A 19,261-nucleotide genomic window follows, 5' to 3' on the forward strand; every position below is an offset into this window, starting at 1 on the left:
CCGATCAGACGAGTAGCAAGCGGCAGGAGTGGGCGGATGCAGGGGACGGCGGACCGTATGCCGGCGGCTTCCGCCGCGCCGGGCTGGCTGCGGTACTGGCCGTTGATTCTGCTCGGCGCTGCTGTCCTTCCCGGCGCGGCGGTGTTCCTCGTCGGGCGGTGGGGCGAGGCCCCCGCCGTGCAGGCGTGGCGGACCGTCGCGCTCGCGGTGTTTCTGCAGGCGGTGCCGTTCATGCTGCTCGGTACGGCACTGTCGGGGGCGATCAACGCGTTCGTACCGGCGTCCGTGTTCACCCGGCTGCTGCCGAAGCGGGCCGCGCTGGCCGTGCCCGTGGCGGGGGTCGCCGGGGTGGTGCTGCCGGGGTGTGAGTGTGCGTCGGTGCCGGTGGCCAACAGCCTGATCGGGCGCGGAGCTGAGCCGGCGGCCGCGTTCGCGTTCCTGCTGTCGGCCCCGGCCGTGAACCCGATCGTGCTGACCGCGACCGCCGTGGCCTTCCCCGGTCAGCCCATGATGGTGCCGGCCCGGCTGCTGGCCTCGCTGGTCGTCGCCGCCCTGATGGGCTGGCTCTGGCTGTGGCGGGGCAAGGCGGAGTGGCTGCGGCCGGCCGTACGGCACACCGGGCACCGGCACGGGCACAGCCGCTGGGCGGAGTTCCGGGGCGGCTTCCAGCACGACTTCCTGCATGCGGGCGGGTTCCTGGTGGTGGGCGCGCTGGCGGCGGCCACCTTCAACGTGGCCGTACCGCCCTCCGTGCTCGACGCGTTCACCGGCTCGGCCTGGCTGTCGGTGCCGTTCCTGGCCGGGCTGGCCGTCGTGCTGGCGGTGTGCTCGGAGGCGGACGCGTTCGTGGCGGCCTCGCTGTCCGGGTTCTCGCCGGTGGCACGGCTGACGTTCATGGTGGTCGGCCCGATGGTCGACCTGAAGCTGATCGCCCTGCAGGCGGGGACATTCGGGCGGGCCTTCGCCGTACGGTTCTCCGCCGCGACGGCTCTCGTGGCGGTCGTGTGCAGTGCGGTGATCGGAGGGGTGCTGCTGTGAGACGTCCCGTACAGGCGGCGTTGCTCGTCCTCAGCGGCCTTGCGCTGCTGCGGGGTTCGCTGTTCACCGACCTGTATCTGCGCTACGTCAAGGCGGGCATGCGCCCGCTGCTGATCGCCTCCGGCGCGGTACTGCTGGCGCTCGGGCTGGCGGAGGCGTGGTCGTGGTACCGGCGGAAGCGCGAGGACGGCGACCACCTTCCGCCGCGCGTCACCTGGCTCCTCTTCCTCCCCGTCCTGAGCCTCGCCCTCTGGGCACCACCCGCCCTCGGCGCGTACACGGCGGCACGGGAAGCCCCGAAGTCCACCACCACCCAGCCCCAGGACTTCGACCCCCTCCCCACCACCTCTCCCCTCCCCCTCACCCTGGGCGACTTCACGAACCGCGTACGCGAGGACCACACGAAGGCGATCGGCAGCCGCACCGTACAGATGACGGGCTTCGCGACGCCCGCAGGTAAGGGCGGCGGCTGGTACCTGACCCGTCTGATCATCAACTGCTGCGCGGCGGACGCCCAGTCGGTGAAGGTCCGCGTATACGGCACCCCATCCCCGAAGCCGGACACCTGGGTCACGGTGACGGGCGTCTGGCACCCACACAGCACCCTCGGCACCGCATCAGCCGAAGTAGCCCTGGACGCCCACACCTTGAAGAAGATCCACCGCCCCACAAACGGCTACACGGACGCTCTCCCCCTGGGCTGAGCCACCCAAGCCCCGCCGAGATCAGTTGAGTTGCACAGTCAGCCCCCTCCCTCTTCCTCGTCCTGCTCCCCCGGCGTATCCACCTCCGCCCAGATCGTCTTCCCGCCCCCGCTGTCGTACCGAGTCCCCCAGCGGTCCGCCAGCTGGGAGACGATGAACAAGCCCCGCCCGCCCTCGTCCCCCTCCTGCGCGTGCCGGAGCAGAGGCGCGTTGCCGCCCGTGTCGGAGACCTCGATGGTGAGGGCCTGGTCGAAGATGAGGCGGAGGCGGGCGGGCGGGGAGCCGTGGCGGACGGCGTTGCCGGCGAACTCGCTCACGATGAGCTGGCCGTTGAAGCGGACGTCCTCGTCCAGCCCCCAGTCGCGCAGGTGTTGCTCGCAGCAGGCGCGGGCGGCTTCCGCGGCCTGGGGTCCGTCGGGCAGCGGGAGGGTGACCACGCGTTCGCGGGGGAAGGCCATGACCCGGCAGACCAGTACCTGCGCCTCGATCGCGCGGGGTTGGGAGGTGAGCAGGGCGGCCAGTTCGTCGCACAGGGCACGGGGGTCCACGCCGTCGGAGTCGGGGAGCCGGTCCAGCGCCTGGCGCAGCAGGTCCGGGACGGTGCCGGGGTCGTCGGTGAGTCCGGGGGTGTGCAGGATCAGCAGCGACTCGGGCGGGACGGCGGCGGTAACGGACGGGATCGGCCCGGCCGGACCGCCGAGGTGGGGGCCCTCAGGGGTGGCGATGGTGCCGATGGTGCCGTCGGGGCGGACGAGGACGACCTCGGGCCCGCCCGCCCGCGCGACGGTTACCTCGCACGACAGCGGGTCCCACTCCGCGTAGGTGCACCCGGCACGCAAGGGGCCGGACTCCGTCTGCGCCGCATTCCGGTCGCGCGCCAGGGTGGCGGTCGTACGGCTCAGCCGCGCCAGCAGCTCCCCCGGCTGGAGGTCGAGCGTGGCGAGGGACCGCCCGGCGGTTCTCAGCTCGCCCATGGTGGTGGCCGTCCGTACGCCGAACCCGGTGACCTGTCCGACGGCGAGGCCGGTACGGGCGCCGGACAGCGGCATCACGTCGAACCAGCCGCCCCCGCTCTCCTCACCGGGCAGCCGCAGGTCCGCGATGTCGAGCGCGGCCCCGGTCGGTGGCTGTCTGGGCAGCAGCGAGTGCTGGATGGCCAGCGCGATGGTGTGTTCGCGGTGGAAGCGCCGGGCGTGGTCCAGACACCGTGCCGTGTGCGCGCAGACCTTCTCCACGAGGGCGATGTCCTCGGGAGAGAACGGGGCCGGCGTCTCCCCCCGGTAGAGCAGCAGCAAGCCGAGCACGGTGCCCTGCCGTGTGATCGGGGCGGCGAGCAGCGCGTGTGCTCCGGCCGCGCGCAGCAGTCGTTTCAGCGCGGGTTCGGAGTCCAGCCAGCGGGTGTCGGCCTCGATGTCGGTGGCTCGGGGTGCCCGGGCGGCCAGGAGCGAGGCGAAGAGCCGCTGGTCCGTGGGCCAGATCCGGCCGTCCTCGGGGGCGCCGCTGCACGCGATCGGACACAGCGGCTCCGGGTGGTGCGGGGCCAGCGGCGGGGGTTCGCCCTGGGTCAGGTGTTCGGCGAGGGCGATGACGACGGTGTCGGCGGCGCCGGGGACGAGCGCCTCGGCGAGTTCGGTGCAGGTGGTGTCGTGGTCGAGCGTCTCCCCCACCTCGCCCTGGATCGCCGCCAGGCGCCGCAGCGGGTCGGCGCCGGCCTGGTCCGTCCGGTCGGGGGTGATGTCGGCGATCGTGCAGACGAGCCCGGAACTCTCCTGGCCGGGCGGCGCCGGGAAGAGGGAGAGGCACAGGGTTCTGGGGCTCTGCCGGCGGGTGTGGCGGGTGCGTACGAGCCGGTTCAGAGAGGCGACGCCGCTGGTACGTACTTCGCGCGCGTCGGCCGTCTCGGCCTCGGGGTCGCGCAGCGGGAGCACGTCGGTGATCACCTGGCCGGTCAGGTCCTCGGCGGTGCTCGACAGCAGGCGGTGCGCGGCCTCGTTGCACTCGGTGATGCGCAGCTCGTCGTCGAGGACGAGGATCGCCAGGGGCGAGGCGGCCAGGGCCTCACAGGCCACGCGCATGGCCTCGGGGCAGGTCTCAAGGGTGCGCTCGCGTCGGGCGTCGCCTTCCATGGCACCTCCCTAACCAGCATGCGCAAGGTGCCGGCGGGGCGCACTCCGGGCGGGGTCTCCGCCCCAGCGATGGTCCCCGCCGGGACGGAGCCGCGTACGGATCAAGCCGTGCGGCGCCGGATGACCCGGAACGCGACGAGGATCAGCAGCGCCGCCACCGCCAGCACCAGCGCGCTGGAGGCGATCTGGAACGGCCAGTAGTCGCCGGTGTCCAGGGCGTTGGTGAGGAAGGCGTCCTGCGGCAGCGTGTCGTAGAACATCAGACCGAATACGCCGCCGGGGTGGTATCCGTCGACCTTGGAGAGGACCGGGAGGTCGAGCAGCAGCATCGCGCGCGAGCGGACGAGCAGTGCGGCCACCAGCCAGGTAAGGAGCGGGGCGGCGAGGAGGGTGGGCCACAGGCGCCGCAGGAAAGTACCGGTCAGTGCGCCGGCCGCGACGCCGAGGAGGACGTACGCGACGGTGACGGGGCCGATGGTGTAGTAGGCGTTCTGCCGTTCGGCACCGTAGGTGAGCAGGTCGAGGTGGAAGGCGTGGACGACGCTCATCCGGTACAGCGCCACCAGCGGGACGGTCAGCACCACGAGGATCGCCGCCAGCGTCGCCCAGCGGACGCCGAACCAGCGCCGGGGGGTGACCGACTGGGTGAGGGCGAGGACGACGCGCCGGGTCTCCCATTCGCGCGCGGTCAGCACGCCGGTGACGAGCGCGGCGAACAGGGCCGGCTGGAAGGCGAGCATGGCGCCGTCGTCCATGAGTTTCGCGGTCATGGCGTGGGCGTCGTCGGCGTAGCGCCCGAAGTGGTACGCCTCGCTGCCGACGTGGTTCCGCAGGGCGATGGCGTCGGCCCAGCCGTAGTAGTGGTAGACCGTCTGGACGCCGATGCGCAGGGCCAGCAGCAGAAGGAAGGCGCCGACGATCCAGTACTGGCGCAGGGCGATGCCCGCGAGGGGCCGGAGGCGGCCGGGCCGGGCTGACTTCGGTGCGGCGGCGATGGCGGCGCTCATGCGGCGGTGTCCTTGCGGTGCGGTATCGGGGTGGGAAGGGACGAGCCGGTGAGGTGGGCGAGCACCAGCTCCTCCACGACAGGAGGCCGGACCTCCCAGTCGGCGGGCAGCGGGCGCTCGCGGCGGATCAGGGCGCTGGTGCCGCGCCCGGCGGGGCGGGACTCGACGACGGTGTGACCGTCGAGCTGCTCGGCGCCCCCGGCGAAGGCCACCACGGCGTGGGAGTCGGTCAGTTCGTCGATGTCGCCGCACAGCCGGGTCGTGCCCCGGTCGAGGAGCAGCAGGTGGTCGCAGACGTCGGTCAGCTCGGACAGGATGTGCGACGACATGATCACCGTGGCGCCGGTGTCGGCGACATGCGCCATGAGCAGGCCCATCAGCTCCTGGCGGGCGAGCACGTCCAGGTCCGCCATCGGCTCGTCGAGCAGCAGCAGATCGGCCCGCTTGCCGAGGGCGAGGGCCAGGGCGATCCGGGTCCGTTCGCCGCCGGACAGGTTGCCGATGCGGTCGCCCTTGCCGAAGCGGGACGGGTCGGCGAACCTCTCCGCCAGTTCCGCGTCCCAGTTGCCCTCGTTGAGCCGCGCGCCCAGGCGCAGCGTCTCGGCGATCGTGAACCGGGGGAACAGGGGGCGGTCCTGGGCCAGGTAGGCGACTCGCGGGTGGCCGATGTGCGCGGGCCGGCCGAAGACCTCGACGGAGCCGGAGGTGGGACGCTGGAGGCCGGCCGCCAGCTCCAGCAGGGTCGACTTGCCCGCGCCGTTCGGTCCGACGAGCGCGCAGACGACTCCGGCGGGGACGGCGAAGGTGCAGCCGTCCAGCGCGTCCGGACCACTGCGCCAGTATCTCCTGGTGACGCCGTCCGCGGCGAGCGCCGCTTCAGGACTGCTGGTGGGGAACGACATCGGGTTCCTTCGATGAGTAGAGGTCTTCGACCACGGCGGTGAACAGCGCGGCGAGGTCCTCACGCTCCAGTCCCGCCGCACGGGCGCGTGCGGCCACGTCCGCCAGTTCCGCCCGCCAGGGCGAATCGCCGGACGAGGTGCCCAGCGTGCCGGTGATGAACGTCCCGTGCCTGCGCCGGGTCTCGACCAGGCCCTGGGACTCGAGCTCGCGGTACGCCTTGAGCACGGTGTTGGGGTTGAGCGCGGTCGCCTCGACGACCGCACGCGCGGTCGGCAGACGGTCACCGGGTTCCAACTGCCCCAGCCGGAGGGCCTGTTGGACCTGCTGGACGATCTGGACGTAGCTGGGCACCCCACTGGACCGGTCGATCCGGAAGGCGAACGCCACGACTGATCCCCCGCTTTCAACCAATGAACTAGTGGAATGATGCATTGCCTGTTCCGGGCACGTCAAGACCCGCCTCGGCGTGACACATGCCGGGCGCCGGCCCCCTGAACGGGCGGGTGCGTCCGCCGGCGCCACTCTCGAACCGACCACCGGCGAGCCCGGTGATCGCTACAGATCCGCGTGACTCAGAACAAGGAGTCCTGGTCGGGTTCCTGAGGGAGCAGGGGAGCGACATCCTCACCGCGCCATTTCGCCGCGAGGTGCAGCCCCTCGGCATGGCACCAATACTCCACCTGACAAGTACTCCAACTGGCAAGCTGCCTTCATGGAACACGCGGAGGTACTGCTCATCGGCGGGCGTGCCGGTGTCGGCAAGACGACGGTGGCCTGGGAAGTTTCGGCACGGCTGCGAGCCGTAGCGGTCTCCCACGCGCTCATCGAGGGTGACTTCATGGGGCAGGCGCACCCGGCCCCGGCCGGGGACCCGCACCGCTCGGAGATCACCGAGAGCAATCTCACTGCCGTATGGGGGAACTTCGCCCAGCGCGGCTACCGCCGCCTGATCTATACGAACACCGTGAGTGTGCTGCCCGAGACGACGGGCATGTTCGAGCGTGCCATGGGGGCAGGCGTGCGGATCGTACGGGTTCTGCTCACCGCATCCGACACCACCGCCGGCGAACGGCTGGCGGGCCGAGAACTCGGTTCGGAACTGGAGCACGAGCTGAAGTCGAGCGCCCGCAAGGCACGACTCCTGGACGAGCGGGTAGCCGCCGACACCGTGCGGGTGGCGACGGACGGACGGACCGTCGTGGACATCGCCCGCGAGGTGGTGACCGCTACGGGCTGGGGCGGTTAGCACTCCGCCGGCACACGGTGGTGTTCATGTGCGGGCGTCAAGGATGCAGGCCCGGCGCTTCGCCTTTCCTGGTGGTGCTCAGGTCTGCTCTTCTTCCCCCGGCTCCCCACTGTCGGATGCGAGAGCCGGGGCCCGACCGGTCGTGTCGGGTTCATGGACCGTACTGATCCGTAGGCACCCGTCCGTGCCGAACAGCTCGATCAACTGCGACAGGTGGGCTCGGGCGGTGCTGCGCGCTGGCGGTTCCCCGGTGGTCACCCGTGCCCCTCCAGGTCCGCCCAGACGACCTTCCCCCAACGCCGCTCATCGACGCCCCAGCGCGAGGCAACCGCGGCCACCAACAACAGACCACGGCCGTCCTCCTCACCCTCCCCCGGCGCACACGGCACGGGGAGGGCACGAGAAAAGTCCGCGACAGCCACCCGTACCGCCCTGACCGCGGTGCGCTCCACCACCACCCGGATGGATTCCCGCCGAGCATGCCGCACGGCATTGGCCACCAACTCGGAAACAACCAAGGAGGCGTCCGCTGCTAGGTCGTTCAGCCCCCATGCGGCTGACGCGACCCGCACCAGGCGCCGTGCGTCGGCAGCGCTTTGGGGCCTACGCGGCAGGGTCTCGCTGTAGCCGGGGTGGCCGGTCGGGCGGGATGTGGTCGTCACGGTCATCAAGACCCCTTGTCGGTGGGCGGGAGGGGTGGCCTGCCCCGACGGGGGCGCGGGGGCGGACCACTCCAGCGGGCCGCCGCACTTTCCGTTCCGGTAGCGGCCTGTTGCTCAGTGAACGACAGATTGTGACGACCCATCAGGAAAAGCGGGTCCGCTGTGCAGCGCGGGGAACCGGAAATTTCGCTCCCACTCCAGCGCGGTGATCGCGCTGCCTCGCTACCTTGGAGACGTGGAGGCGAACAAGCACCTGGCGGACGCGCTCAGCGAAGCGGGGCTGACACAGCCCGAGTTGGCGGAGGCCGTGAACGACTACCTCCGGTCCCTCGGCCAGGAGGGCACCGTGAGCGATCGCACGGTCCGCCACTGGCTGACCGGAAAGACCCGTTGGCCCCACCCTCGGCAACGCGAGGCCCTGGAAACAGTATTCGGCCGTACCGTCGGGGAACTCGGATTCAGACCCCCGGCGAGCCGACGAAGCCCTACCAGGACGGAGGACCCTGTGCAGCGCAGGAACTTCCTCACCGCCGCCACCGGCACGACGGCCGCCGTCGTACCCCTGGTCGCCGCCCGGCCGTACGCGGTCGGCACCACCGATGTGATCCGCCTGCGCAGCGGGCTGGACTCCCTTACGGCCCTGGACGCTTCCAAAGGCGGGCACGAGGCCCTGGAGCGGGCCGCGCTCGCCGGCGCCTCCGAGGCGCTGGAGTTACAGAAGCGGGCCGCGTCGCAGCGCATCCGGCAGCGCCTCTTCAGTGTGGCGGCGAACTACACCGCGTCGGCGGCCTGGTCGGCCGTTGACGCCCGCCAGAGCGACCGCGCCCTGGGGCACTTGAACCGCGCACTGTACCTGGCCGGCATGGCGAAGGACCCGGTGGCAGAGCTGCGCGTGTGGAACTCGCACGCCATGCTCGCGCGACAGCAGCACCGGCACGTCGAAGCCGTGGACGCGGGCCAGGCCGCTCAGGCGACCGCCGCCACGCGCCGCGACCCGCTGTGCGCCTCCCTCGCCCACGCGCGCACGGCTGTCGGGCACGCCAATTCCGGGGACCGCCGGAGTGCCCTGCGGTCGCTGGTACACGCGGAAGAGGCGCTGGCGAAAGCGTCCCCCGACGAGCCCCGGCCGTCCTGGCTGGCGTTTTACGGCCCCGCCGAACTGCTGGCCATCACTGCCATCGTCCGCAGTCGTATCGGAGACGCTGCCGAGGCTGAGGCGGCCTCACACCGCGCCCTGGCAGCCATCCCGCAGCAGTACCGCCGGAACCGCGCGCTGGCCACCCTGCAACTCGCGCTGGCCCAGCTTCACCAACGGGACATCGACCAGGCATGCGCGACGGCGGACCAGGTGTTCGTGCTGATGCACGGCAACGCCCTGCCGGGCAGGATGCGGTCACACCTCGGAGACTTCTACCGCGACCTAACTACCCTCGCGCCGGACTCCAGCACCGCGCGCGAGTGGAAGGACCGTTACCGATCAGAATGGAGCCACGCCCGATGACCCCAGCACTGGAACTGCGCCACTACAACCACGACGACCTGCCGGAGATCCGGCAGACGTTGATCGATGTACAGGCGGATGTGTACACGGACCGGATGGCGGACGACGAGTTCCGGCAGAAGTTCCCCTGGTTCGTGGACCACTGGGGCGGGAACCCCGACTTCTCGTGCGTGATCGGTTACGACGGGGACGAGGTAGTGGGCTTCGCGTACGGCGCCCCCGCGAAGGATGACCGCGAGTGGTGGCGAGAGCACCTGAAGGCGGCGCCGGTGAAGTTCCGTACGTTCCACTTCTCGGAATTGATGGTGCGTGAGCGTTGGCGCAAGACGGGCACGGCCGAGCGGCTGCACCGGGCCCTCATGGACGCTCGAGACGAAGACCTGGCGGCGCTGCTCGTGGACGTGACACACCCGAAGGTGGAGGCTTTGTACGAGACTTGGGGTTACCGGAAGGTGGGCCGGCGTCAGCCGTTCCCGGACTCCCCGGTGTACACGGTGATGCTCGCGGACCTGCCGCTCACCTGAAATTCCTTTCTACCGGCGCCGGTTGAGTACGCCGACAAGGTTCGCCAGATCCGCCGCCCCCGCCGCATCGTCCGCATACCGGGTGACCTGGAGGGGGCCGACCTCCGGAAGGGCAACGCCCTCGCGGGCCAGGACGTGGACCAGAGTCAGCAGCGCCGCGCGGGCGTTGCCGTCCGTGAAGGGGTGGAAGAAGGCCACGTCGAGGTAGGCACGGGCGGCGCGGGCCGACAGCGGGAGTTCCACGGAGGTCGCCTCACGCAGGCAAGCGGCGAAGTCGGCCTGGGTGTGCGCGGTCAGCGCGTACCGCTCGCGGCCGGCCTTGGCGTAGGCGTCGTTCGACCGGAACGGTGCCTCCGCGCCGAGGACTTGGCGCTGCCAACCCGACAGCAGCGCGAAGTCGAGCGGGGCACCCCGCACGGCATCGGCACGTGCCACGGCATGCGCGGCGAGCAGGCGCTCCGCCCGAACGGGGTCCCGTCGGCGGACCGGCCCCTCGCACCACGCCCGGAACCCATCGGTCACGGGCAACACCCTTTGCAGAGCAGGCGCCTGATGCCACGCGGCCGCACGGCGTACCCGTAGCCAGACCGCCAGACTGTCAGGCTCGGTCATGGAGATTCTCCAGATCCTCCCGCTCGCGGTGATCCCGGTAGGGCGGGTGGCCAGTGAGGTCGACGGCCAGGTTCTCGCCGACGGATTCGACCAGCGCACGGCCGGGGTCGGCCCAGCTCTCGAACCGGCCGCCGATCGCCCGATCCACCGCTTGTTCGGCCTCGGCCCAGTCCAGGCCGGTGGAGGTGAGGAACCAGCCGACGGCCATCGCGGCCTGACGGTACCAACCGCCCTCCGCACCGGAGTCCAGGACCATGGTCACCAGCCGGACGCTCGCCCGCTCCAGGTACCAACTCCGCTCCTCGGCAGAGGCATTGGACGGTGGGGCAAGCTGCGCGAACCGCTGAGCCATCGCCTCCAGCCACGCGCGCCACTCCAGCAGCGCCGCCACGACCCGGGTCGCGGTCTCGTCCGGGGTCGTCACCGAGCTTGTGCCGGTGACCCAGCTGCCGATGGGGCCGCCGTGCCGGTAGCACCAGTTCCACCCCTGAGCCCAGTCCCCGTAGCGGTCCCGGACGATCGCGTCGATCTGGCGCTCGCACCACCATTCCGCCTCCCACCAGCCCGCCATGCCGGAGAGCACGGGCGGCACCCATTCCCGGACCAGCGCGCGAAGGCGGGCCTCCTCGTCCGGGTCCCAGGCGAACGGGTGGCGCGCGGGGTCGACGTCGGCCCAGTTCCACTTGCCCGTGGCGGGCGGCACCAGGTTCTCGGGCAAGGGCAGGGTGTCCCGGTTGTACGTCAGTGTCGGCCAACTTTCTCTGTTCGCTGGGCCCAGCGGGCCAGTCTCGGCCCACGGCCACAGGGACACAGGGACACACCCATCGAGCAGGTCACACTGCGCACCGGAAGCCCTCCTCGGGAACGGTTCGACAGTACGACCGCCGACCACCACAGGACTCGGCACGGCCCGCGGGAATCCCCTCACGTCTCCCGGTCAGCAGAAGTGGCGGCGGACTGCGTCGAGGAGTTCGTCGATGTCGTCGGCGGTGTGGGAGAAGGCGGTGACGAACCGGACGATGCCCGGCTCCCAGCGGTCGTGGTAGAACGCGTAGCCCTCGGCGAGGAGTCCTTCGGTGACGTGCTGCGGCAGGCGGCAGAAGAGAATGTTGGCCTGGGGCACGGCGAGGAGGCCGGTGCCGGGGATGGCCTTGAGGCCATCCCCGAGACGGGCGGCCATCGCGTTGGCCTGGCGGGCGTTGTGCAGCCACAGACCGTCGGTGAGGTACGCGTCGATCTGGGCCGTGTGAAAGCGCATCTTGGAGGCGAGCTGGCCGGCACGCTTGACGCGGAAGGCGAGCTCGCCGGCGAGTGCGGGGTCGAAGGAGACGATGACATCGGCGGTCATCGCGCCGTTCTTGGTGGCGCCGAAGGACAGGACGTCGACGCCGGCCTTCCAGGTCATCTCGGCCGGGGTGGTACCGAGGTGGTCCAGGGCATTGGCGAAGCGCGCGCCGTCCATGTGGACGCGCAGTCCTGCCTCCTTGGCTGTGCCGGTCAGGCGGCGGATCTCCTGAAGGGTGTAGACGCTACCGCTCTCGGTGGCCTGGCTGATGCTCACCGCGGACGGCTGCACACTGTGCACGTCACCGGCCCGACGGCGCACCGCCGCCCGCAGCGCCTCGGGGTCGATCTTGCTGTCGTCGCCGGGGACGCCGACCAGCTTGGCGCCGTTGGTGAAGAACTCCGGAGCGCCGCATTCATCGTGGTTGATGTGGCTGTCGGGGTGGGAGAGCACGCTTCCCCACGGCGGGGTGAGGGCGGCCAGACTCAAGCCGTTGGCGGCGGACCCGGTGAAGACCGGGAAGACGTCGACGTCCCGCTCGAAGACCTCGCGGAGCCTGCGCCGAGCGCCATCGGTGAAGGGGTCATTGCCATACGGGAGGACCTGCCCAGCGGCCGCGTCGGCGACGGCCTGCGCTATCCGTGGAGACGCCCCGGCCATGTTGTCGCTGATGAACGCACGGCTGGAGGGAGTGGTGACGATGGTGGTGCTCATGGGGAGGGGCCTTCTTCGGTCTCAGGTGCTGATCGGCGAAGCGAAGACGACTGTGATGTCCACTGCCTCGTCGCCTGTGCGGTAGAAGTGCGGGGCATCCCCGGCGAAGGCGAGCATGTCGCCGGGGCCCAGCTCCTGCGGGGCGTCGACGGGGCCGGCGGTGACGCGGCCGGTGGCGATGAGGAGGTGCTCGATCGTGCCGGTGGCGTGCGGCACGCCGGGCAGCTCCGTCTCGGGCGGAATGCGCAGCCGCCAGATCTCCAGGCTGTTGCCGCTGCTGATGCGGCGCAGCAGTTCTCTGGAGACCTCGCCGGACTCGATGTCCGTGCCCGGCCGGAAGACCGGTCCGGTGTCGGCGTCACGCGCCAGCAGGTCGGCGATCGGGATGCGCAGGGCGATCGCGATCGCATCCAGGGTGTCGATCGTCGGATTGCCGTTGCCGCCCTCGAGCTGCGACAGCGTGGCCTTGCTCAACCCCGCGCGCCGGGCCAGCTCCGCAGCGCTCATGCCACGCTGCTGGCGGCGCAGGCGGATCTTCGCCCCGACAGCGACCGCGGTGCTGCTCACCGGCTGACGGCCAGGCGGCGGGGGCGTCATCGGTGACTCCTGAGCGCTGCGGCACAGCAATGGGCGCCTACCTGCGCTCCGCCACCAGGGGCCTCACGTCGATGAACCATGCGTTCACTATAACAAACTACACGGCTATGGTGAACTCTATGTTCGTTTTATTGAACGCCCTGACTGCTCCCAAGCCCCACAGGGCCCGCCCTCGCGTCATCCCCCGACCGAGTTCCCGTTCCGCCGCCTCCACCGCCAGAGCTCGTCGGCCCGATGGTCGTGCTCGAAGCCGGCATCGAGAGGCCCCACCCGTTCGATCGCCCGGCTGGTGCGCGGATCGTCGCGCAGGGCGAGACCGTGGGCGGCCTCCAGACGGACCAGCTGGTCGTCGTCACCGAGCAACGCGGCCAGGGCGTCGGCGACGGCGGGCGCACGGTCCGGGGAGCCGGCCAGCGCCGCCGCGGCCGTACCCCGCAGGCCCGCGTCCGGGGCTTCGGCCAGCGACAGCAGCGCACGGGTGATCTCCGGCAGGAGGTCGCTGTCCCGCATGCTCGCCGTGCACGCCCTGAGCCGCACCTCGGCATCCGGGTCGTGCATGAGGGTGAGCAGGGCGGCCCTGGCCGTGGGCGTGCGGGGAACGTGGTCCACGCAGAGGGCGTAAGGCACTTCGCGGCGTACGCGCGGGTCGGGATGGCGGGCGTGGCGAAGGCCGAGGGCCTCCTGGCCCGGATGGTCGCGGCCGGTGTAGGCGTCGAGCACCTTCGCGAGTACCTCGCCGTCCGTTTCCTCGGCCGCCCAGGCCGCCAGGAGTTCGCTCTCCTTCTTCTCGTAGTGGGGGTCGGTATCGAGGAACCCCCGCATCCGCAGGTAGCCGGTCACGAACAGGCGATGTGCCCGATCGGGGTCCTGGCGATGGGCCACCACGGCGGACCAGGTCTCGAAGCTGCGGCGCTGGGTGAGGACCGAGCAGGCCGCGGACCAGTCCGCATGCTCCTCGTCCGGCTGCACGACGGCGCGGTCGATCAGTTCGTCGACGGGGGTCAGAACGCGGAAGGCCCACTCCAGCGACGTCAGGATGGCGCCGTGCCCGGCCCGCATGACGAGGCCGCCGAGCGAGACCTGGTCGACCCAGTCGTATGCGCCGTCCTGAACCCGGACCGTCTCGGCGGGCCCCGACGCGCCTGTCCTGCGCCGCAGTTCCTCGGCCGCGCCCGTCTCGTACCGGCATCGGGCCAAGGTGAGCAGACGTTCCCGTTCAGCCTCCGGAAGCCGCAATCGGGGCTCCGGGCCCAGCACCGCCGAGAAGACCGCCGGGGAGCCACCGTGGACGGCCTGCCACAGAGGCGTGGTGCTGTCCGGCAACACCCGGTCGGGGTCCGCTCCGCCCACTGTCAGCTCCTCGGCGACCCGCTCGTCGTACGCCGCCACCGCAACGCACAACACCGGCAGCCCGTTCACGTCCACCGCGTTCGGGTCAGCGCCCTTGTCCAGCAGATCCCGTACCGCCTCGGCGTCCCCAGCCCGAACCGCCGACCTGAGCCGAGCGTCGGGTCCAACGTCGCTCATGTTGCCGCCCTCCGTTCCGAATGAGTTCGCCGGTCCGGCCGCCGGGCAGATCGCGCGGGCGGAGTGTCGCGCTGTACGGCGTCAGCCTGGACGCGGCCTCCACCAGAGGCGGCCTCCACCAGAAACGGACTCAACGCCGCTCTTCGCGGGCTGGAATCGGCACGGTCGCCGGCCGCCACTCTCGCCTGATCAACCCGAACACCCACGAGTCGGATACCTCGCCGTTCACGACGCAGTCCTCCCGCAACGTCCCTTCACGCAAGAATCCGATCTTCTCCAGGACCCGGGCAGATGCCACGTTGCGCGTATCGGTCTCGGCCTGAACTCGATTCAGGTCCAGTGTGTCGAAGGCCCACTGCAGCAAGGCGTGCGCGGCCTCCGTCGCGTAGCCGTGTCCCCACATCGCTTCGTCGAGGACGTAGCCCAACGATGCGCTGCGGTAGTCCGGATTCCATCCGGTCAGACCGCACCAGCCGGCGAAGGCCCCGTCAGAAGCGCGGTCGATGGCCACCCTGGCTCCGGTGCCTTCGTCTGCCATTTTCCGGCACACGTCGATGAAGCGTTCGGCGCGGGCCCGTTCGTCCCACGGCGGGGAGTCCCAGTAGCGCATCACGTAGGTGCTGCTGTGAAGGGCGAAGAGCAGGTCCGCGTCGGCGTCGGTGAAGGGGCGCAGTCGCAGGCGAGCGGTGTGCAGTATGGGGGTGGCCAAGGTCATGCGCACCATCTTGTGTCCTCATGCTGCGGGCAGAACACCGAATATCCGAGCCAAGACCGCTCGCCTCGGTCATCAGTCGTCGGTCGCGAGACGGATCTGGACTACGCCTGCGGACGGAGGTCTTGGCGGACTCGGCCTTGGCAGACTGACCTCTTCTGCCGACCGGGATGAACGGGGTGTCTCTGTGCCTGTGCGACTGTTCGACGACAACGACGTCCGTACCCAGCTCGATGCAGGGACGGCCGTCCGGGCCGTACGGACGGCGATCCTGGCGCACCATGAAGGCACGATGCAGGCGCCGCCGCGTGTGCGTGCCGATCTCGGTGGCGGCCACCTGGTCTTCACAGCCGGGCATCTGCGCGAGCAGGAGCTGTTCGGCTTCCGGGCGTACCACAGCCTTGTCGATGCGGAGCAGTTGGTGGCTGTGTGGAATGCCCGGGATGGCGAGCTGACCGCACTGGTGCATGGTGCGGAGCTCGGCGCACGGCGGACCGGCGCCATTGGCGCTGTCGCCATGGAGGTGGCGGCAAGACCTGGCCCTGCCCGTGTGGGCATCGTGGGCGCGGGTACACAGGCGTGGACGCAGCTGTGGGCCATGCTCGCGGTACGAGACGTCGAGGAGGTCGTGGTCGCGGCCCGTCGTCCCGAACGCGCCGAAGCCTTCGCCCACAAGGCGGCCGATGAGCTGGGAGTCAAGACGCGCGCGGCAAGAACGGTCGAGGACGCCGTACGCGATCGGGATGTGGTGATCGTGGCCACGAACAGTGCGGTGCCGGTCCTGGACGCCGACTGGATCGCCCCGAGAACACATGTGAACACCATCGGCCCCAAGACTGTCTCCCGGCATGAAGTGCCCGCTGCCCTGGCCCACCGCGCCTCGGTGGTCCTCACCGACTCCGTTGCCCAAGCAGCCGGTTACCCCGAACCCCACATCTTCGCCGTCGACACCATGGTTGACCTCGGTGCCGTCCTGGCCGGGGCGGTGGCGGTCCGCACCGACCCCGATCAGATCACGATCTTCAGCTCCGTCGGCCTGGCCGGGACCGAAGTCGCCCTGGCTGCCGCACTAGTACCTTGTTCACCCCACCCGTCCAGCGCTGTGACCGCATAGGTGCGCCGAAATGATCACACGAACCGTCAAGCGAGCAGCGGCCCTTGTCGTTGCCGCAGTCCTGATGAGCGGTTGTTCGTCAGACGATCCAGCGCAGGCCAAGGAGTGGCAACGGGATTACTGCACCAAGCTGAGGTCCTGGCAGGACATGGCGCACGCCACGACCGGCAGCGAGGCAGACGCCGATGCCGGTGACGGGCAGAGTGCCCGGTCGCCCGACTTCGACGACACCGACTCGGCAGGGCACTCGGTCATCGATGCCTCGAAAAGGCTTGACCGGGCGGGCCTGGAACACGGTGGCACCCACATTCTCGATGACACCGTCGACGCGGTCGGCGGCAACATCGGGGCGGAGAGTCGTGCGGTGTCCTACTGCGACAGCTCGGGCTTCGAGACCTTGGTCAGGTCGGCCGGCTAGGCACGGTCGATGCTCCACCCGGCGCTACGACGCCGCTGACAGCCAAGGGCAGGCGGCCCCGCTCCGGGCCAGGTTTCCGGAGCGGGGCCCAAGGAATCCACGGGCGGAACGCGTCTGTCAGCCCGTGTAAGCCTCCAGCTCGGACAACTGTGCCGCGGGCCAGCCGGTGTTGGCGGTGATGGTGAGGCGGAGGTAGCGGGTCGGTGTGCCGGGCAGGGTGAGGGTCGCGGTGTTGCCGCTCGACGGGCTGAAGGTGTACCCCGCCGACGACTTGAGCGTGCTGAACGTGGCGTTGTCCGTGCTGCCGAGGACGCTCAGCGTCTGGGTGCGCGTGGCCCATGCCGCTGCCGGGGGCAGCTTGAGGACGATCCGTTTGACCGCCTTGGCGGCGCCCAGGTCGACGGTGACGGACTGCGGGAAGGCGTTGTTGGCGCTCTCCCAGTACGTGTCCGCGTTGCCGTCCACGGCCTTGGCGGCGGGGTAGACGTCGGTGTGGCTCGTCTCGGTGACCGGCTGGTTCCTGGCGAGGTTGACGGTCGGGTCGGTCGGCGGGTCCGTCGGAGGATCGGTGGGCGGGTCGGTCGGCGGCGTGGTGCCTCCGCCGGGTACTCCGCCGTTGGTCCACTTCGGGTCCGGCCAGGTGCCGGTGCAGGCCGGCGGGTCCGCGTACCAGCCGCTGTTGCCGGCGCCACGGGTGATGACGAAGCCGGAGCCGACACAGTTGTGGATGGGGTTGGACTGGGCGATGTGCGTGGCCGTGACGTTGGTGAACGAGGCGTTGCCGGGCGACTGGATCTGCAGGGCGTAGGTGCCGGCCCCGTCGATCCGGACGTTCTCGAAGTGCAGCCCCTTCGTCGCGCCCTCGATGTTCATGATGGCGGCGTAGGAACTGTCGAGGATCTCGGTGTCGGTGATGTTCACCGTCGCGTCCAGGGCTTCGTTGAGGCCGCTGAACCAGACCGCGCCGACGCCGAACTGCCAGTTGTAGTCGTTGTTCCCGGCCCGGATCAGGGTGTTGCGGGCGGCCGTGGTGGTACCGGAAACAGCCGTGCCCTGACCGGAGTTGACGCCGGGATACCGGTTGGCGACATGCAGGCCGCCGCCGTTGGTGATGGTGTCCGCCATCACGTTGTCCGAGATGGTGATGTCCTTGCCGCCGTACGTGACGATGTTGTTGGCGAGGATCGGCAGGATCACCGTGTTGAAGGTGAACTTGTTCCTGACGTTCGGGATGGCTTCCGCCCACATGGCGAGGCCGTCGTCACCCGTGTTGCGTACGAACGTGTTGGTGACCGTGGAGTTGGTGACACCCATGTGGAAGTTCACGCCGTCAGCGGTCTGATCCAGGATGCGGCTGTTCCTGATGGTGAAGTTGTCCATCGGGCCGTCCATCCAGGCCCCGCACTTGGTGTGCTGCATCCACACGTTGTCGACGGTGGAGTTGGACATCGCACCGCCGATGGCGTTCACCTGGTCGTCGTCGACGCGCTCGCGGATGTCTCCGAGAATGGCGAAGTCCTTGAGCGTGACGTTCTTGCTGCCGCCCTGGTTCGCGTACTTGCCGTACACGCCCACGGCCTTCGCCCGGTTCACCGGATCGCGGCCGGTGAGGACGCTGTACCAGGGACCCGCGCCGGCCAGTGTCACCTGGTCGACGACTATGTGGTCGCGCACCTGGAAAGTGCCCTGGGGGATGTAGACGGCCCTGCCCTGCGCCTTGCCCGCGTCGACCGCCGCCTGGATCTTGGCGGTCGAGTCGGCCGCCCCGGTCGGGTCGGCGCCGAAGTCGCCGACGACGTCCAGCGCGCCGGACGGCTTGCCGATGGGCGCGCCCACCTGCTCGAAGTCGGCGAGGTCGATGGTGAACGTCGGTGAGGCGCTGGTGGACGACACCTGCAGGCGCACCTTGGTCCCGATCGGCAGGGTCGAGCCGAGCAGGGTGCGGGTCTCGTCGTAGAAGTGGTGGGGGTTGGTGTCGCCGGGGTTGTTGTTGAACGGATAACCCCCGTAGTACCAGCCGTACTTGGAGGTCACCGGGACGGCCTTGAGCTGCGTTCCGTTGATCTTCACGTCGAGACTCGCGTCGCGGCCGGTGCCGGCGGAGTTGTCGGGCAGGGAGTAGCGGAACGACATCGCGTTGGCCGGCGCGGTCAGGGTGAACTCGACGTACTCGCCCGCCGCGTCCAGTGTCACCGCCTGCCGTCCGGACGCCTCGGAGGGGAGATGGCCGTAGAGGCGGTCCGGCCCGATGAGGGTGCCGTTGGTGGCGGCGTACTCGGCCTCCTGTTCCTTGAACGGGACGGTCGCGCCGCGGCCGGATATGCCGACCGGGGAAGGCGCGGGCACCCCGGCCGCGACGGCGTCGGGTGCGAGTGCCACGGCGACGAGGGTGCCGGCCGCGGCCAGTGCCAGCGACACGGTCGCCGCCAGGGACCGACGCAGGGGTCTGCCGTTGGGGGGTGAGGTCATGGGTGTGCGTCCTTAGGGCTCGTGGGGTGAGCGGACGCAAGAAAGCTAGGAGCCTTCGGAAATGAAGTCTACGAAGCTGCGCAAGATTGTTACAGGGCGACG

At 70.3% G+C, this 19,261-nt stretch carries 19 protein-coding genes; 7 read left to right on the top strand and 12 right to left on the bottom strand.

From position 1 onward, the window contains the following. Nucleotides 1-36 precede the first annotated feature (36 nt). Complete coding sequence (locus tag ACIGA3_RS06050; protein WP_399711017.1) at nt 37-1,038, top strand: permease; 1,002 nt, start codon at nt 37-39, stop codon at nt 1,036-1,038. Next, nucleotides 1,035-1,742 (top strand): TIGR03943 family putative permease subunit, encoded by a 708-nt coding sequence (locus tag ACIGA3_RS06055; RefSeq protein WP_399711019.1) that lies wholly within the window; start codon nt 1,035-1,037, stop codon nt 1,740-1,742. The genes ACIGA3_RS06050 and ACIGA3_RS06055 overlap by 4 nt, the downstream gene beginning before the upstream one ends. Before the next feature lie 38 nt (nt 1,743-1,780). Here the strand turns inward: ACIGA3_RS06055 and ACIGA3_RS06060 are convergent, their stop codons facing one another. The 4 genes from ACIGA3_RS06060 to ACIGA3_RS06075 form a co-directional block, all read right to left on the bottom strand. Further along, nucleotides 1,781-3,868 (bottom strand): SpoIIE family protein phosphatase, encoded by a 2,088-nt coding sequence (locus ACIGA3_RS06060; protein WP_399711021.1) that lies wholly within the window; start codon nt 3,866-3,868, stop codon nt 1,781-1,783. 101 nt (nt 3,869-3,969) lie between these two features. Continuing rightward, complete coding sequence (locus ACIGA3_RS06065) at nt 3,970-4,875, bottom strand: hypothetical protein (RefSeq protein WP_399711023.1); 906 nt, start codon at nt 4,873-4,875, stop codon at nt 3,970-3,972. After that, complete coding sequence (locus tag ACIGA3_RS06070) at nt 4,872-5,777, bottom strand: ABC transporter ATP-binding protein (protein ID WP_399711025.1); 906 nt, start codon at nt 5,775-5,777, stop codon at nt 4,872-4,874. Before ACIGA3_RS06070 ends, ACIGA3_RS06065 begins: the two co-directional genes overlap by 4 nt. Then, a complete protein-coding gene (locus tag ACIGA3_RS06075) occupies nt 5,752-6,165 on the bottom strand; it encodes a GntR family transcriptional regulator (RefSeq protein WP_399711027.1) in 414 nt (137 codons plus the stop codon). The genes ACIGA3_RS06070 and ACIGA3_RS06075 overlap by 26 nt, the downstream gene beginning before the upstream one ends. Nucleotides 6,166-6,490: 325 nt before the next feature. On the opposite strand from ACIGA3_RS06075, the gene ACIGA3_RS06080 reads away from it, so the two are divergent. Beyond that, nucleotides 6,491-7,024, top strand: a complete 534-nt coding sequence (locus ACIGA3_RS06080) for an AAA family ATPase (RefSeq protein WP_399711028.1) — start codon at nt 6,491-6,493, stop codon at nt 7,022-7,024. 254 nt (nt 7,025-7,278) lie between these two features. Here ACIGA3_RS06080 and ACIGA3_RS06085 read toward each other — a convergent pair whose 3' ends face one another. Further along, nucleotides 7,279-7,692 (bottom strand): ATP-binding protein, encoded by a 414-nt coding sequence (locus ACIGA3_RS06085; protein ID WP_399711030.1) that lies wholly within the window; start codon nt 7,690-7,692, stop codon nt 7,279-7,281. A 499-nt stretch (nt 7,693-8,191) separates the two neighbouring features. On the opposite strand from ACIGA3_RS06085, the gene ACIGA3_RS06090 reads away from it, so the two are divergent. Continuing rightward, the gene (locus ACIGA3_RS06090; RefSeq protein ID WP_399711032.1) at nt 8,192-9,187 is read left to right on the top strand and encodes a hypothetical protein; all 996 of its coding nucleotides are present in this window, start codon (nt 8,192-8,194) and stop codon (nt 9,185-9,187) included. Beyond that, complete coding sequence (locus tag ACIGA3_RS06095) at nt 9,184-9,711, top strand: GNAT family N-acetyltransferase (RefSeq protein WP_399711034.1); 528 nt, start codon at nt 9,184-9,186, stop codon at nt 9,709-9,711. The genes ACIGA3_RS06090 and ACIGA3_RS06095 overlap by 4 nt, the downstream gene beginning before the upstream one ends. A gap of 9 nt (nt 9,712-9,720) precedes the next feature. On the opposite strand, the gene ACIGA3_RS06100 is transcribed toward ACIGA3_RS06095, so the two are convergent. The 6 genes from ACIGA3_RS06100 to ACIGA3_RS06125 all read right to left on the bottom strand — a co-directional run bounded on the left by ACIGA3_RS06100 (nt 9,721) and on the right by ACIGA3_RS06125 (nt 15,161). Continuing rightward, on the bottom strand, nt 9,721-10,233 hold the full coding sequence (locus ACIGA3_RS06100) for a Fic family protein (RefSeq protein ID WP_399711036.1): 513 nt from the start codon (nt 10,231-10,233) through the stop codon (nt 9,721-9,723). Nucleotides 10,234-10,309: 76 nt separating this feature from the next. Beyond that, complete coding sequence (locus ACIGA3_RS06105) at nt 10,310-11,041, bottom strand: hypothetical protein (RefSeq protein ID WP_399711038.1); 732 nt, start codon at nt 11,039-11,041, stop codon at nt 10,310-10,312. A gap of 219 nt (nt 11,042-11,260) precedes the next feature. After that, nucleotides 11,261-12,322 carry a threonine aldolase family protein gene (locus tag ACIGA3_RS06110; RefSeq protein ID WP_399711039.1) on the bottom strand — a complete coding sequence of 354 codons (1,062 nt, stop codon included), beginning with the start codon at nt 12,320-12,322 and terminating at the stop codon, nt 11,261-11,263. A gap of 21 nt (nt 12,323-12,343) precedes the next feature. Continuing rightward, nucleotides 12,344-12,919 carry a helix-turn-helix domain-containing protein gene (locus tag ACIGA3_RS06115; RefSeq protein WP_399711041.1) on the bottom strand — a complete coding sequence of 192 codons (576 nt, stop codon included), beginning with the start codon at nt 12,917-12,919 and terminating at the stop codon, nt 12,344-12,346. A gap of 177 nt (nt 12,920-13,096) precedes the next feature. Then, nucleotides 13,097-14,446, bottom strand: coding sequence for a HEAT repeat domain-containing protein (locus ACIGA3_RS06120; protein WP_399711043.1), 1,350 nt, complete (start codon nt 14,444-14,446; stop codon nt 13,097-13,099). Between the two features lie 130 nt (nt 14,447-14,576). Continuing rightward, the gene (locus tag ACIGA3_RS06125) at nt 14,577-15,161 is read right to left on the bottom strand and encodes a GNAT family N-acetyltransferase (RefSeq protein ID WP_399712434.1); all 585 of its coding nucleotides are present in this window, start codon (nt 15,159-15,161) and stop codon (nt 14,577-14,579) included. A gap of 190 nt (nt 15,162-15,351) precedes the next feature. Between ACIGA3_RS06125 and ACIGA3_RS06130 the strand changes: the two genes are divergently transcribed. Beyond that, complete coding sequence (locus tag ACIGA3_RS06130; protein WP_399711045.1) at nt 15,352-16,272, top strand: ornithine cyclodeaminase family protein; 921 nt, start codon at nt 15,352-15,354, stop codon at nt 16,270-16,272. 10 nt (nt 16,273-16,282) lie between these two features. Next, entirely contained in the window at nt 16,283-16,690 is a 408-nt protein-coding gene (locus ACIGA3_RS06135) for a hypothetical protein (RefSeq protein WP_399711047.1), read from the top strand. A 117-nt stretch (nt 16,691-16,807) separates the two neighbouring features. Here ACIGA3_RS06135 and ACIGA3_RS06140 read toward each other — a convergent pair whose 3' ends face one another. Next, nucleotides 16,808-19,159 carry a discoidin domain-containing protein gene (locus tag ACIGA3_RS06140; protein ID WP_399711049.1) on the bottom strand — a complete coding sequence of 784 codons (2,352 nt, stop codon included), beginning with the start codon at nt 19,157-19,159 and terminating at the stop codon, nt 16,808-16,810. Between the last annotated feature and the right edge of the window lie 102 nt (nt 19,160-19,261).

The organism is Streptomyces sp. NPDC085596, assembly GCF_044541565.1.
GTDB lineage: Bacteria > Actinomycetota > Actinomycetes > Streptomycetales > Streptomycetaceae > Streptomyces.